We start from the raw sequence: 14,380 nt of genomic DNA on the forward strand, positions 1-14,380 counted from the left end.
GCCCGCGGCATGGCAGCGCCAAAGACGCTTGCCAAGCGGGGACGTGCTTCTTTCCTCAGAAGGAAAGCTTCGCGCTCAACCGGATGTCGCGGCCGGCGAGCGGCACGAAATCGCGGGTGAACGAGGCGGCGCGGCGGGCGGACACGTTGAACAGGTTGTTGCCCGACAGGCTGAGGGTCAACGGACCCTCATCCCCCATGGCGTGCCAGACGGCAGAGAGATTGACGAGCGTAAAGCTGGCAACTGGGGTTTCGAAACTGCCAACCCGGTCTTGCTTGTCGTTCCATTCCACCTCTCCACGCAGGTGTAATGGGCCAAACTCAAGCCCGGCCCCGCCGCGTAGCCGCAATGGCGGAATGCGCGGCACCGGGCCGACATCCTTAAGTTCGGCATGGGTGTAATCCGCTTGGGCATCGATCGTCAGGCCACCATTGGTCCAGTCGAGGAGCTTGGCGCTGGCCGATGCCTCGAACCCCTGGAAACGAGCACCGCCCTGACGATATTCGAACACTGGGAAACCATCGTTCTCAGTGCCGTTGGGCAAGGCGGCGATGAAGCTGTCGAAATCGGTCAGGTAGCCTGTAACGGAGAGGCTGGTCTTACCGCCATCGTATCGCACGAAGACCTCGCCGCCATTGCTGGTCTCTGGGCGGAAGGTCGAATTGCCGAGTTCGTATGACTGCGTTGCGACGTGAAGGCCATCAGAGAGCAGCTCTTCGGGCGCAGGAGCGCGCGCGCCGCGAATGTAGCTGGCACCCAGCTTCCAGCCGGGGGCGAAGCGCCATGTCGCCCCGGTCGAACCGCTCCACAGGTCATAGGTGCGCTGGAAGCCTACCGCATTTGCGCGAACAGTGGCGCGCTCATAGCGACCTGCGCCTTCAAGCTCGATCTGGCCAAGGCGGATCGATTGCAGCGTGAACACGCCAAATCGGGCGACGTCATTCGACGGAGCGAAAGCTTCGGCGCCGACGATCGAGAGGTTGCGGGTGAAGTATTGCACTCCGCTGCGTCCACGCCAGCCGCCGTTGCCGTTCTGGACAAGGTCGGCGCGGGCCTCAACGCCGCGTCCCGTGAAGGTCGTGCCAACCTCGTCGCCTTCGAATTCAATATGCTGATAGTCGCCAAAGGCGCCCCGCACCTGGATCGAGTCGAACAGCCCGTCGCCAAGCTCAACGGCGCCGCGCAGGTCGACGCGGGTCTGGCCAAGGTCGATCGAGACCGGGGCTTCGCCATGGTCGCCGCCATCGTGATGGCCCGCACCCGGGCGTGACGGTAGGCCATAGCGCATGTCCTGACGCTGCACCGATATGCCCAGGTTCCCACCGGCATCGATAAAGGCCAGGCCCGCGCCAAAGGTGGTGCTGCGGGTGGCCGTGTTGGGCACCTTGCCGGTCAGGTTGGCAAGTTCGGTAAATTCGTCGGCTTCGGCAGCATCACCCTGGGCGCGGTATTCGGCTGCCTCGGTCAAGAGATCCGAACGCAGACTGGGCGAATTGACGAAGCCGGGTACTTCAAGATCGTCGCTCTTGCGCCAGGCCGCGTCGACACTGGCGGCCCAGCGATCGCCAAGCCGGAACTGCGCGGCGCTGGACATCGCGCGCTCATTCGCTGCCGAGCCATAGGATCCCAGCACATCAAGGCTGACGCCATCGGGAACCGCGCGTGGTATGCGCTTATCGAGTGCATTGACGGCTCCGCCGATTGCCTGGCCACCGAACAACAGCACTGCGGGGCCGTGGAGCACGTCGATGTGATCGACCGTCAGGGCATCGAAGACCACAGCATGGTCAGCCGAGACGCTGGAGGCGTCAATCGCGCCAATCCCGTCGGTCAGAACGCGGATTCGGTCACCATCAAAGCCACGGAGCACGGGTCGCGAGGCGCCGGGTGTAAACGAGGTGGCCGAAACGCCGGGGAGGCTGGCAAGCGTCTCGCCCAATTGTCCGCGCAGGCTGACATCAAGCGTGTCGCCCTCGATGGTGCTGGTGCTGTTGAGCAGATTGAAATCGACCGGCGGGTGACCAACCACCACGATCCCCTGGTCATCGGAATGGGCATCGTCGTGGGGTCCGGTCCCGTGTTCCTCGCCAGCGAATGCGGTGTGGGGAGCAAGGGTGATGGCCAGTGCGGCAAGGCTAAGGGTATGTTTCAACATGGTGCGCGATTTACGCGCTATGTTATACTATATCAAGCCGGAAACGTGTGCTTCGTCGATTGCTGGCAACAGCTTGTCACCGACGTAGGGGGCGAAGCCGTGGATTGGGCTGGAGCGCGTCAACCAGCTTCATAAAGTCTTCAAGCCGGATGATGCGCTCAAACTGGAAGCCGGCTCGACCGTTGGTCATCCAGATCATGTGCGCTTCAATCTGCCCCAATTGCGGCAGGCGGATAACAATCCGTTCACCGCGTTGCAGGGTGCAATCGCCTTCGGTCATGAACCCGTGGGCTGAGATATTGATGATCTTGAGATCGACGTCTCCAAGCCGACGGTGTTCGCCCGTCACCCTGTATTCCACAGGGTGCCGGGTTGCCTGGCGCAGATCGGTTACTGTCAATTGCGCTCCCGATCCCATGCCCAGTCCGCCTCCATGAAGGTTGGTAGGCCCGCATTCTCGCGAAAATGGACAAAGAAAGCGTAAACTTGAGGCGCTTATTTCCTCTTAAGCATGTCAGGCCGGGCGAAGCACGCCGTGCTTCTTTTTTCCCGCTGAAATGCGGACCTCGGACCCACCCGTAATGTGGTGCGATTCGTCGGTAATGCTTTCCCCATCAACCCGGGCGCCGCCACCGGCGATCAGCCGCTTGGCTTCACCACGGCTGGCGGCAAAGCCGATCCCGACGATGGCATCGATCAGCCCCAGACCTTCCGCCGGCAACGAAAGCTCGGGCAGGTCTTCCCCGACACCGCCGCCAGCAAAGGTTGCCGCGGCCGTTGCTTCGGCAGCCTTGGCGGCTTCATCGCCGCGGCACAGGCGGGTCACCTCATTGGCCAGAACGATCTTGGCCTGGTTGATTTCAGCCCCTGGCAGGGCTTCCAGCCGCGCGATCTCTTCCAGCGGCAGGTCGGTGAACAGGCGCAGGAACTTGCCCACATCGCGATCATCGGTGTTGCGCCAGTATTGCCAGAAATCGTAACCGGGCAGGGCATCTTCGTTAAGCCAGACGGCGCCCGCGGCAGTCTTGCCCATCTTGGCCCCGTCGGCCGTGGTCAGGAGCGGAGTGGTGACACCGAACACCTCGATCCCGTTCATCCGCCGCGACAGCTCGATCCCGTTGACGATATTGCCCCACTGATCGCTGCCACCCATTTGCAGGCGGCAGCCCTGGTGCAAGGCCAGTTCCCGGAAGTCGTAGGCCTGAAGGATCATGTAATTGAATTCGAGGAAGGTCAGCGGCTGTTCACGCTCAAGCCGGAGCTTGACCGAATCAAAGGTCATCATCCGGTTGATCGTGAAGTGCGGGCCAACTTCGCGCAGCAGGTCAACGTAACCGAGTTGCCCCAGCCAATCATCGTTATTGACCATGATCGCATCGCTTGGGCCATCACCGAAGGTCAGGAACCGTTCAAAGACCCGGCGGATCGAAGCGATGTTGGCCGCGATCGTTTCGGTGGTCAGCAGCTTGCGGCTTTCATCCTTGCCCGACGGATCGCCCACCTTGGTCGTTCCGCCGCCCATCAGCACGATGGGCTTATGCCCGGCCTGCTGGAGCCGGCGCAGCAGCATGATCTGCACCAGGCTGCCGACGTGGAGCGAAGGCGCGGTCGCATCGAAGCCGATATAGCCGGGCACGACCTGCTTGCTGGCAAGGGCATCAAGGCCCTCGGCATCGGTCAGCTGGTGGATGTAGCCACGCTCTTCGAGCAGGCGCAGGAGGCTGGATTGGTATGTCATCGCGCCGGGCCCATAGCAGCGGTTGCGGACAAGCCCAAGTGCTGCATGAAGAGCGGCTTGATGCCAGGGGTGGCTCCGGGCATTAGGCAGCGATGCAGACGCTGGTTCTCCACCCCGATTGCGCGCCGGGATCGATCCATTCGATCACGGCCGATATTGTCCCCACCGCCGACGGTTGCCGCGCAACCTTTGTGGCGCAGGGCGCTGTGGCAAAGATCGCCGTTCCGGCCGTCGCCGCGCCCGGCCGGTTTGATAACCTTTGGAAAACGACCTGCTTCGAGATTTTCTGGAGCCACGACGGCACCAGCTATCGCGAGTTCAACCTTTCTCCGTCCACGCGCTGGGCCTGCTATGACTTTGACGCCTTCCGGGAAGGCATGCGCGATGCGCCCGCCGCGGTGGAGATTGCGGTAACGGCGAATGCGAGCGAGCTGATGCTGGTTGCGGACATTCGCTCCGCTTTGCCGCTTCCTGCGACCGTGGCCCTGAACGCGATCATCGAGGATGAAGACGGCATCAACCGCTATTGGGCATTGGCCTTCCGAACCGGCGCGCCCGAATTTCACGCCAGTGAATGCCGCGCGCTGGAGCTGGCGGCATGAGCGTGATGTTCGGCATCGATCGTCTGCTGGCCGATCCTGCGCTGCGCGCGCCGCTGGTGGGCAAGCGCGTGGCACTGGTGGCGCACCCGGCCAGCGTGACCGCGGACCTGACCCATTCGCTTGATGCGCTAATCGCCGCCGGGATCAACGTGACTGCGGCTTTTGGCCCGCAGCACGGGCTTAAGGGCGATAAGCAGGACAACATGGTCGAGACGCCGGATGAACTCGATCCGCAATACAACATCCCGATCTTTAGCCTTTATGGCGAAGTCCGGCGCCCGACCGGGCAGATGATGTCCACGGCCGATGTCTTCCTGTTCGACCTGCAGGACCTGGGCTGCCGGATCTACACCTTTGTCACCACGTTGCTTTACCTGCTGGAGGCTGCATCGGGCACCGGCAAGGAAGTGTGGGTGCTTGATCGCCCCAATCCAGCCGGACGTCCGGTTGAGGGGACGCTGCTGGTGCCGGGGCAGGAAAGCTTTGTTGGTGCAGGGCCAATGCCAATGCGCCACGGGTTGACGCTGGGTGAGATGGGCCAGTGGTTCATCGCGGAGAACCGGCTCGACGTTCCCTACCGCGTGGTCACGATGGAAGGCTGGACGCCTGAGAGTGGGCCGGGGTGGGGCTGGCCGGAAAGCCGGATCTGGATCAACCCCAGTCCAAACGCTGCAAGCCTCAACATGGCGCGCGCCTATGCCGGCACGGTGATGCTGGAAGGTGCAACCCTGTCTGAAGGACGCGGCACCACCCGTCCGTTGGAAGTGCTGTTTGGCGCGCCCGATGTCGATGCCAAGGCGGTCCATGCCGAAATGCAGCGACTGGCCGCGCATTGGCTGGCGGGCTGCGCCTTGCGCGAATGCTGGTTTGAACCGACGTTTCACAAGCATGCCAAGACGCTGTGCAATGGGCTGATGATCCACGCCGAGGGTGGCTTTTACGACCACCACGCGTTCCGCCCGTGGCGTTTGCAGGCGCTGGCCTTCAAGGCGATCCGCCAGCTCTATCCCGAATATGCGCTGTGGCGGGACTTCCCCTATGAGTATGAGTTCAATCGCCTTGCGATCGATGTGATCAATGGCGGGCCTGCGCTGCGGGAATGGGTTGACGATCCGGCAGCACAGGCGGGCGATCTTGAGGCCGTTGCCGGCCATGATGAGGCCGCCTGGGCCGAAACTTCGCAGGCATACCTGCTTTATCCCTGAGCCGGGTTGACCCGGTCGCGCCTGCCCGTCACCTTGGCCGAGGATGGGAATCAAGGCGGCAACGACCGCCCGGCGAGAGGATGATTAATGAGCGATGCGATGGCGGGTTCGGCCCGTTCTTCGGTTCGTGCCGGGGACTCTGTGCGGCTGACCATGTGGTTGCTGCTGGTCGTTTACATCTTCAACTTCATTGACAGGCAGATCGTCAATATCCTGGCCGAGCCGATCGCGAGGGATTTGAACCTTTCCGATACCCAGATCGGGTTGTTGACGGGCATCGCTTTCGCGCTGTTCTATACCGTGCTGGGATTGCCGATCGCGCGTTATGCCGATCGGCCTGGCACGCATCGGGGCCGTATGATTGCCGGGGCGCTGGCGCTATGGTCAGCCATGACCGCGGTGAGCGGCATGGCGACCACTTATGCGCAGCTGCTCCTGGCCCGGATCGGGGTTGGGGTTGGGGAGGCGGGCTGCACCCCGGCGGCTCATTCGCTGATTGCAGACAAAGTCCCGGCCAACCGTCGCGCCTCCGCGCTGGCGTTCTATTCGCTGGGTATTCCGCTCGGCGGTTTGCTGGGCATGCTGATTGGTGGTGTGCTGGCCGACACTGTTGGCTGGCGTGGCGCTTTCGTCTGGGTCGGCATCCCGGGTCTTTTGCTCGCGCTGGTGGTGCTGGTCTTGCTGAAGGAGCCCCGGCGCGACGGAACCTCGCTGAACATGGGCAGCTCCGCGCCGACGATGGCAACGTGGGACGCGCTTAAGAGCATCTTCGGGTCGCGCGCGTTTATCCTGCTACTGGCCGCAGGTTCATCGGCCTCGTTCCTGTCTTACGGCAAATCGACCTGGACGACGATCTTCTTCCAGCGCAGCCACGGCCTGACCCCGGGTGAGGTTGGGTTCTGGTTTGGCCTGTGGGGCGGGATCGCCGGGGCCTTTGGCACGTGGTTGGGGGGCTGGTTGGCTGATCGCTATGGCAAGCACAATCGCCGCCATGTGATGACGGCACCGGCCATCGGGATGGTAATCGCCGCGCCAATGGCCTTTGCGGCCTATTTCATGACAGACTGGCGCCTGGCCCTGTTGCTGTTGATGGTCCCGACAGTGCTCAATTCGTTGTATTACGGCCCTTGCTATTCCAGCACCCAAGGGCTGGTGCCGATGCGCGCCCGGGCCATTGCCGCAGCAGTGATGCTGTTCTGCCAGAACCTTATTGGGCTCGGGTTCGGCCCGCTGTTCTTCGGCATGTTGTCAGAATGGCTGAAGCCGGAATACGGAACGGATTCGGTACGCTACGTGCTGTTTGGCGCGGCTTGGCTGGGGCTCGTCCCGGCCTTCTTCTTTTGGCGCTGCAGCCTTCGTCTGAATGCCGAGCTTGATCAGAAGGGGTGAGGGCTCAAACGTAATTGGCCACCCAGGCGATTGCCTGGGCGGAAGGCAGGAACAGCAGCTGCGCCAGCAGGGTGCCAGCGAGGCGGCTGAGGCTGATCCAGACGATGGTGCGCCGGAACAACGGCTCGCTGACCCGACCTTCGACCACGTCATCGGTCATGACCGACAACTGCGGATCGATCAGCGCAAACAGCAGGATCGTGGCGAAGCCATTGACCACGGCTGACAGCTGCGATGCGGTTACGCGGAAATCGGGATTGAGATATCCGGCATAGAGCGAGGCGACCACGCCAACGGTGATCAGCGCCTGGGCCAGGCAGTTGGCTAGCAAAACGCTCCAGCTTACGCCCCGCTCTTTGACCAGTTCCCGGATGATTTTCGGGCTGGGCGGAGTAAGCGCGGTGCGCAAGGTATTGAGCCCTGCAGGCGTGGCCGTACGCAGCAACATCCGGGTGGTGGAGCGATGCTCCTGAAAATGACCAATTGCCGCAGCGAATAGCCGTTGACCGGTTGGCACCAGCAGGATGCCGATCAGCACCGCCAGCGAGGCCGATGCCAGCACCAGGTGGAAATCGAACAACAGGGCTTCGCCGCCGCCTTCGGTAATGCGCACTTCGATCCGCTTGGCCAGGAACGGCCCAAGGAAGGAATTGGATGTCCGGCTGACCAGCACCAGGATGTTGAACAGGGCAAAGCTCATCGCGATGCGGCGCGTTCTTACTCCGGCAATGCGGGCGGCATAGGCAAGGGTGCCGATCAGGTTGATCGCTGCCGTAAGCAGGCAGATGACAAGGAGCTGACTATCCATGGCGCGCTTCTAGCGGGCCGGATCGCGATGGGCCAGCAGCGGCCTCATCGCTCCACAGTTTCCCGATGGCCTAATGTTTCTTGCGGGTTAGCTCGCGCATCGCGCCGTCCAGGCCATCCAGGGTCAGCGGGAACATGTTGCCGCCGATCAGTTCCTTGATCACCTTGGTGCTTTGCGAATAGCCCCATTGCTTTTCGGGCACGGGATTCAGCCAGACCGTGGCGGGATAGACATGGGCCATGCGCTGCAGCCAGACCGAGCCGGCTTCCTCGTTGAAATGCTCCACCGAGCCGCCCGGATGGGTGATCTCATAGGGGCTCATCGCCGCATCGCCGACGAAGATCACCTTATAATCGTGGCCGTACTTGTGGAGGATGTCCCAGGTGTTGGTCCGCTCGCTCCAGCGGCGCTTGTTGTCCTTCCACACGCCTTCGTAAAGGCAGTTGTGGAAGTAGAAGAATTCCAGGTTCTTGAACTCGGTGGTGGCTGCGCTGAACAGTTCCTCGACCAGCTTGATGAACGGATCCATCGAACCACCAACGTCAAGGAACAGCAGCACCTTGACCGCGTTCTTGCGCTCGGCCCGCATGCGGATGTCGAGCCAGCCCTGCTTGGCCGTGCCTTCGATCGTGCCTTCAAGGTCCAGCTCATCCGGGTTGCCTTCGCGGGCGAAGCGGCGCAGGCGGCGGAGCGCAACCTTGATGTTGCGGGTGCCCAGCTCCCGCGTGTTGTCGAGGTTCTGGAACTCGCGCTTTTCCCAAACCTTCAGCGCGCGCTTGTGCTTGCTTTCGCCGCCGATCCGGACGCCTTCAGGGTTGTAGCCATTGTTACCATAGGGCGAGGTGCCGCCGGTGCCGATCCACTTGTTGCCGCCTTCGTGGCGCTTCTGCTGCTCCTCGAGCCGCTTCTTGAGCGTTTCCATGATCTCTTCCCAGGAACCGAGCGACTTCATCGCTTCCATTTCCTCGGGCGTCAGAAACTTTTCAGCGACCGCCTTCAGCCATTCTTCGGGAATGTCGACGGGGTTCTGGCCATAGTCGGTCAGGATGCCCTTGAAGACCTTGTTGAAGACCTGGTCGAACTTGTCGAGCAGACCTTCGTCCTTCACGAAAATGGCGCGTGACAAGTAATAGAACTGCTCGGGCGTCTGTTCGATCACATCCTTGTCGAGCGCTTCGAGCAGAACCAGGTGCTCCTTGAAGGAGGCCTGGATGCCTGCGCTGCGCAGCTCGTCGATGAAATTGAAGAACATGGGCCCGGCCGTTCCCGATCAGCTCTGGCGGCGGGCCATGAAGGCCAGTCGTTCGAACAGCATAACGTCCTGCTCGTTCTTGAGCAGCGCGCCGTGGAGCGGAGGGATAGCCTTGGCCGGATCGCGGTTCTGGAGGACATCAAGCGGCATGTCCTCATTCAGAAGCAGCTTGAGCCAGTCGAGCAGTTCGCTGGTGCTGGGCTTCTTCTTCAGGCCGGGCACTTCACGCACTTCGTAGAAGATGTCCATCGCCTTGGCGACAAGGGTCTTCTGGATACCGGGGAAGTGGACATCGACGATGGCTTGCATCGTCTCCCGATCAGGGAATTTGATATAGTGGAAGAAACAGCGGCGCAGGAAGGCGTCGGGCAGTTCCTTCTCGTTGTTCGAGGTGATGACGACGATCGGGCGCTCCTTGGCCGCGATCCGCTCCTTCGTTTCGTACACGTCAAAGCTCATCCGGTCGAGTTCCTGAAGCAGGTCGTTCGGGAACTCGATATCGGCCTTGTCGATCTCGTCGATCAGCAGAACCGGAAGCTGGGGCGAGGTGAAGGCCTCCCACAGTTTGCCCTTCTTGATGTAATTGGCGATATCGTGAACCCGCTCGTCACCCAGCTGGCCATCCCGCAGGCGGGCAACCGCATCATACTCATAGAGACCCTGCTGGGCCTTGGTGGTCGATTTGATGTTCCACTCGATCAGCGGGGCGTTGGTAGCCTTGGCGATTTCGTGGGCCAGTACGGTCTTGCCCGTGCCTGGTTCACCCTTCACCAGCAGCGGGCGGCGCAGAACAACTGCGGCATTGACCGCCACCTTCAGGTCGTCGGTGGCGACGTAGTTCGAAGTCCCTTCAAAGCGCTGCATGGAAATGGTCATCCCCGGTCATTAATCGTACGGTTAAACGATAAGCAGGCCAGCCGGGCTAGGCAAGCGCGAATAGCGCAGTTTAATCCGCGCGGCCTTCGATCATCAGATTGCTGCGGTGCGATGTCATTGCCAGCCGTCCCCATTCCGAGCTAGTCCTTTGACGAGCCGCACGGAGTGGTGGTGATGACGCGACAAGAATTCGTGCAATCTCAGCTTTTGCGGGCTCCGAGCCCATGGCGCAGCGCTGTGATAATGGCCGTGCTGATTACGAGTGCGTCCATTTTGCGCCTGGCATTCGGAATGGCCGCAGATTACCTTCCATTTGTCACCTATTTCCCCGCCATCGTGATTGTTGCGCTGCTGGCTGGCTGGCGCGCTGGTGTTGTCAGCATCTTCATTTCAATAGCCGTGGTGAAGCTGGTTTTCTGGCGAGCGCGGGACGCTGCATTCGGCGATTGGCAGATGATGGCGATGATGGGGCTGTTTGTCCTGTCTTGCCTGATGCTCGTTGCGATTGCACAAACCTTGCGCGTTACCGTCGCACGGCTGCAAGACGCCAACAATCGAGCAGAGTTTCTTAACCGCGAGTTGATGCATCGGGTTCGAAACTCGCTGGTCATCGTAAACGCCCTGGCCGCGCTAACTTACAAGTCTGATCCGATGGGGTTCATGCCCATTTTTACCAAGCGCATGAACGCTATGGCGCGCGGTCTGGATATCCTGTCGCGCAATGGCGCCGATCAATGCGATCTGCGCGAAATAGTGGAGATCGCGTGTGAACCATTCATGCAGGACAACCGTATCGAAGTGCTTGGATCAACAGGTGATTTGGCAGGGGCGAGCTGCGTTCCGCTGACTTTGGCGGTTCACGAGCTTTGCACCAACGCGTTAAAGCACGGGGCGCTTTCTGTGCCTGGTGGAAGGGTCACAATCGAACTTGAGATCGATCAGACCTATCATGAAGCAAGTCTTCTCTGGAAGGAGACTGGCGGCCCTGCCGTGCGCCGTCCTGTGCATCAAGGTCTCGGCAGCGCACTTTTGGTGCACCCAAGCCTTGGGCCGGCGATCCTGTCCTTCGAGCCTGACGGACTGAAGTGCCAGATGCGGCTTAAGCTTGCAGTGGCCGCTCTGGCGCCGTCAGACTGAAATTCGGATCAGGCGTCGATTAAATCCGGATCGATATCGGCTGCGCGGTTCTGGATGAACATGAAACGCTGCGCAGGATCGCGTCCCATCAAGCGATCAACCAGATCCTTTACCGCCGCGCGGCCTTCGTATTCGGGAGGCAGAGTAATGCGGATCAGACTGCGCTTGGCCGGGTCCATCGTCGTTTCGCGCAGCTGGCCAGGGTTCATTTCCCCCAGACCCTTGAACCGGCCGACTTCAACCTTCTTCCCCTTGAACCGGGTTGCTTCCAGTTCGGCACGGTGGGCATCGTCGCGGGCATAGGCGCTCTCCTTGCCGGCGGTAAGGCGGTAGAGCGGCGGCTGCGCCAGATAAAGGTGTCCGCGGCGTACGATTTCCGGCATCTCCTGGAAGAAGAAGGTCATCAGCAGCGTGGCGATATGCGCCCCGTCCACGTCGGCATCGGTCATGATGATGATGCGGTCATAGCGCAGGTTATCCGGGTTGCAGTCCTTGCGGAAGCCGCAACCAAGCGCGAGGCCAAGATCAGCAATTTCACTGTTGGCGCGGATCTTGTCCGCCGTGGCGCTGGCGACATTCAGGATCTTGCCGCGGATCGGCAGGATCGCCTGGGTCTTGCGATCGCGGGCCTGCTTGGCGCTGCCACCGGCGCTATCGCCTTCGACGATGAACAGTTCGGTTTCGGCATCGCCTTCGCCGGTGCAGTCGGTCAGCTTGCCGGGCAGGCGCAGTTTGCGGGCATTGGTTGCGGTCTTGCGCTTGACCTCGCGCTCCTGCTTGCGGCGCAGGCGCTCATCCATCCGTTCCAGCACATGGCCGAGCAGCGCCTTGCCGCGCTCCATGTTGTCGGTCAGGAAATGGTCGAAGTGATCGCGCACCGCGTTTTCCACCAGTCGCGCGGCTTCGGGCGAAGTCAGTCGGTCCTTGGTCTGGCTCTGGAACTGGGGGTCGCGGATAAAGACCGAAAGCATGATCTCGCTGCCGGTGATCACGTCTTCCGGTGTGATATCCTTGGCTTTTTTCTGGCCGACAAGATCTGCGAAGGCGCGGATGCCCTTGGTCAGCGCGGCGCGCAGGCCGGCTTCGTGGGTGCCGCCATCGGGGGTCGGGATCGTATTGCAATACCACGAATAGGCGCCGTCGCTCCACAGCGGCCAGGCGACAGCCCATTCGACGCGTCCCTGTTCTTCACCGGGAAAGTCCTGCGAGCCGGAGAAGAACTGGCTGGTAACGCATTCGCGCGGGCCAATCTGTTCCTTCAGGTGATCGGCCAGGCCGCCGGGGAACTGGAACACGGCCTCTGCCGGCACGTCTTCGCTGGCAAGACTGGCGGCGCACTTCCAGCGGATTTCGACCCCGGCAAAGAGGTATGCCTTTGAGCGGACCAACTTGAACAGGCGGGCCGGCTTGAACTTTGCATCCTCACCGAAAATCTCGAGATCCGGGACAAAGGTGACGGACGTGCCGCGCCGATTGGGGGTGCCGCCCAGGTGCTGAAGCGGGCCAGTGGGCAAACCGCGCGAGAATTCCTGCGCGTAAAGCTCCTTGTTGCGGGCCACCTCGATCCGGGTGAGGGTGGAGAGCGCATTGACCACAGAGACCCCAACCCCGTGCAGGCCGCCCGAAGTGGCATAGGCCTTGCCCGAGAACTTGCCGCCCGAGTGCAGCGTGGTGAGGATCACCTCGAGCGCGGATTTGCCGGGATACTTCGGGTGTTCGTCAACCGGGATGCCGCGGCCGTTATCGGTGATGGTCAGGCGGTTGCCTTCTTCCAGCGTCACTTCAATCCGGTTGGCATGGCCGGCAACGGCTTCATCCATCGCGTTGTCGAGCACTTCGGCCACAAGGTGATGCAGCGCCCGCTCATCGGTACCGCCGATGTACATGCCCGGGCGCCGCCGGACGGGCTCAAGCCCCTCCAGAACCTCAATCGCGGAACCATCGTAGGAATCGCCGCTGCTTTGGGGCAGCTTCTCAAACAGGTCATCAGCCATGGGCATGGCTATAGAACGCAGGGAATCCGCGAAGCAAGGCGGGGGCGAGGGTTTTCGTCAGTCCGCGAACTTGTCTGGGGCGGGGCTGACCACGGCGATGGAGCCAGCGCGGACTTCGCGCACTTCGAGCGCACGCTCAATCTGGCCTGAGGGAGAGAAGCGGAACGGGCCATCCAAGCCAAGGAAGCCGCCCACATCAGCCAATCGGGCAGTGGGGAAGGGGGTGCCCGGTCGCCAATCGCGCGCAACGCGGATCGTCAGCAAGACTGAGTCATAGCCCTGGGTCGCAACGCGGAATGGCCGCGCGCCGAACCGGGTCTGGTAGCTTTCGGCAAAGGTCTTGAACCGGGAATCGGTGATCGAGGAGAACCAGGCACCGCGCAGGGCCGGCGTGGCGCTGAGCACGCTTTCGCCGCTCCACAGTTCCGTACCGAGGATCCGCGGCGACGCGGCGCCGGCAGCCTTGAGCTGTGGCGCGGCCATGGCTGCGAACCGGGCACCATCCGCGATCAGGACCGCATCAAAGCCGCCGCGCGTGCGCAGGCGGCGGGCCGCGCTGACGATCGAAGGGTTGGAACGGTCATAGCTTTCAACCGAAACCAGGCTGCCGCCGGCGGCCTTGATGGCGTTGTCATAGGCCACGCGGACCCGTGCGCCATAGTCGCCATTGGGGAACAGCAGCGCGAACCGTTCAAGCCCGCGGCCCTTGGCAAAAGCCACGGTCCGTTCCAGCGAATTGCCCGGTGCAGTGCCCATCGCGAATACATCGCGGGCATTCACCCCCAGGTCCGTGGCATAGGAGATCATCGGCACTTTGGCGGCGCGGGCGATGGTGGCCACGGACGGCACCTCAGCGCCCACCAGCGGGCCGAGGATCAGCTTGTTGCCATCCTGGACAGCCTTGTTCGCAGCCGCGGCGGGACCGGCAGAGGTATCATAGGTGGTGATGCGCAGGTTCTGCGCATTGGTATCAAGCAGGGCCATGGTTGTTGCATTGGCAATCGACTGGCCGACATCGGCATTCGGGCCGCTTAGCGGAACCAGCAGGGCGACCCGGTGCCGCAGCTGATCGGCGGGCAGGCCATCGCCCGGACGCTCATCCGGCGGCGGGGCCGAAGACGGCACGCCCTTGGGTATGACCTTGCACCCGGCGAGCAGAACGAGGGCACCCAGCATGACGACATTGCGCCGATTGAAGGTCATCACTTTACGCTCTCCTCGTGG

At 61.9% G+C, this 14,380-nt stretch carries 12 protein-coding genes; 4 read left to right on the forward strand and 8 right to left on the reverse strand.

Going from position 1 to position 14,380, the window contains the following annotated elements:
* Nucleotides 1-55: 55 nt before the first annotated feature.
* The 3 genes from RQP55_RS01865 to tyrS form a co-directional block, all read right to left on the reverse strand.
* Entirely contained in the window at nucleotides 56-2,155 is a 2,100-nt protein-coding gene (locus RQP55_RS01865) for a TonB-dependent receptor (RefSeq protein ID WP_315608475.1), read from the reverse strand.
* A 76-nt stretch (nucleotides 2,156-2,231) separates the two neighbouring features.
* On the reverse strand, nucleotides 2,232-2,573 hold the full coding sequence (locus tag RQP55_RS01870) for a PilZ domain-containing protein (RefSeq protein WP_315608476.1): 342 nt from the start codon (nucleotides 2,571-2,573) through the stop codon (nucleotides 2,232-2,234).
* Between the two features lie 96 nt (nucleotides 2,574-2,669).
* A complete protein-coding gene (gene tyrS / locus RQP55_RS01875; RefSeq protein WP_315608477.1) occupies nucleotides 2,670-3,893 on the reverse strand; it encodes a tyrosine--tRNA ligase in 1,224 nt (407 codons plus the stop codon).
* 92 nt (nucleotides 3,894-3,985) lie between these two features.
* Between tyrS and RQP55_RS01880 the strand changes: the two genes are divergently transcribed.
* From RQP55_RS01880 to RQP55_RS01890, 3 genes are all read left to right on the forward strand, one after another.
* Nucleotides 3,986-4,495 (forward strand): hypothetical protein, encoded by a 510-nt coding sequence (locus RQP55_RS01880; RefSeq protein WP_315608478.1) that lies wholly within the window; start codon nucleotides 3,986-3,988, stop codon nucleotides 4,493-4,495.
* A gap of 2 nt (nucleotides 4,496-4,497) precedes the next feature.
* Nucleotides 4,498-5,700: a DUF1343 domain-containing protein gene (locus RQP55_RS01885; protein WP_315608624.1), complete on the forward strand. Its 1,203-nt coding sequence runs from the start codon at nucleotides 4,498-4,500 to the stop codon at nucleotides 5,698-5,700.
* 87 nt (nucleotides 5,701-5,787) lie between these two features.
* The gene (locus tag RQP55_RS01890; protein ID WP_315608479.1) at nucleotides 5,788-7,089 is read left to right on the forward strand and encodes an MFS transporter; all 1,302 of its coding nucleotides are present in this window, start codon (nucleotides 5,788-5,790) and stop codon (nucleotides 7,087-7,089) included.
* Between the two features lie 4 nt (nucleotides 7,090-7,093).
* Here RQP55_RS01890 and RQP55_RS01895 read toward each other — a convergent pair whose 3' ends face one another.
* The 3 genes from RQP55_RS01895 to RQP55_RS01905 all read right to left on the reverse strand — a co-directional run bounded on the left by RQP55_RS01895 (nucleotide 7,094) and on the right by RQP55_RS01905 (nucleotide 10,013).
* Nucleotides 7,094-7,897 (reverse strand): lipid II flippase Amj family protein, encoded by an 804-nt coding sequence (locus RQP55_RS01895; protein ID WP_315608480.1) that lies wholly within the window; start codon nucleotides 7,895-7,897, stop codon nucleotides 7,094-7,096.
* Between the two features lie 70 nt (nucleotides 7,898-7,967).
* The gene (locus RQP55_RS01900; RefSeq protein ID WP_315608481.1) at nucleotides 7,968-9,149 is read right to left on the reverse strand and encodes a vWA domain-containing protein; all 1,182 of its coding nucleotides are present in this window, start codon (nucleotides 9,147-9,149) and stop codon (nucleotides 7,968-7,970) included.
* A gap of 18 nt (nucleotides 9,150-9,167) precedes the next feature.
* On the reverse strand, nucleotides 9,168-10,013 hold the full coding sequence (locus tag RQP55_RS01905; RefSeq protein WP_315608625.1) for a MoxR family ATPase: 846 nt from the start codon (nucleotides 10,011-10,013) through the stop codon (nucleotides 9,168-9,170).
* 255 nt (nucleotides 10,014-10,268) lie between these two features.
* On the opposite strand from RQP55_RS01905, the gene RQP55_RS01910 reads away from it, so the two are divergent.
* Nucleotides 10,269-11,162, forward strand: coding sequence for a sensor histidine kinase (locus tag RQP55_RS01910; RefSeq protein ID WP_315608482.1), 894 nt, complete (start codon nucleotides 10,269-10,271; stop codon nucleotides 11,160-11,162).
* Between the two features lie 8 nt (nucleotides 11,163-11,170).
* Here RQP55_RS01910 and parE read toward each other — a convergent pair whose 3' ends face one another.
* On the reverse strand, nucleotides 11,171-13,156 hold the full coding sequence (gene parE / locus RQP55_RS01915) for a DNA topoisomerase IV subunit B (RefSeq protein ID WP_315608483.1): 1,986 nt from the start codon (nucleotides 13,154-13,156) through the stop codon (nucleotides 11,171-11,173).
* Between the two features lie 57 nt (nucleotides 13,157-13,213).
* Nucleotides 13,214-14,359 carry a penicillin-binding protein activator gene (locus tag RQP55_RS01920; RefSeq protein WP_315608484.1) on the reverse strand — a complete coding sequence of 382 codons (1,146 nt, stop codon included), beginning with the start codon at nucleotides 14,357-14,359 and terminating at the stop codon, nucleotides 13,214-13,216.
* Nucleotides 14,360-14,380: the final 21 nt, after the last annotated feature.

It is taken from the genome of Novosphingobium sp. APW14 (assembly GCF_032337075.1).
In the GTDB taxonomy this organism is placed as follows: Bacteria; Pseudomonadota; Alphaproteobacteria; order Sphingomonadales; family Sphingomonadaceae; genus Novosphingobium.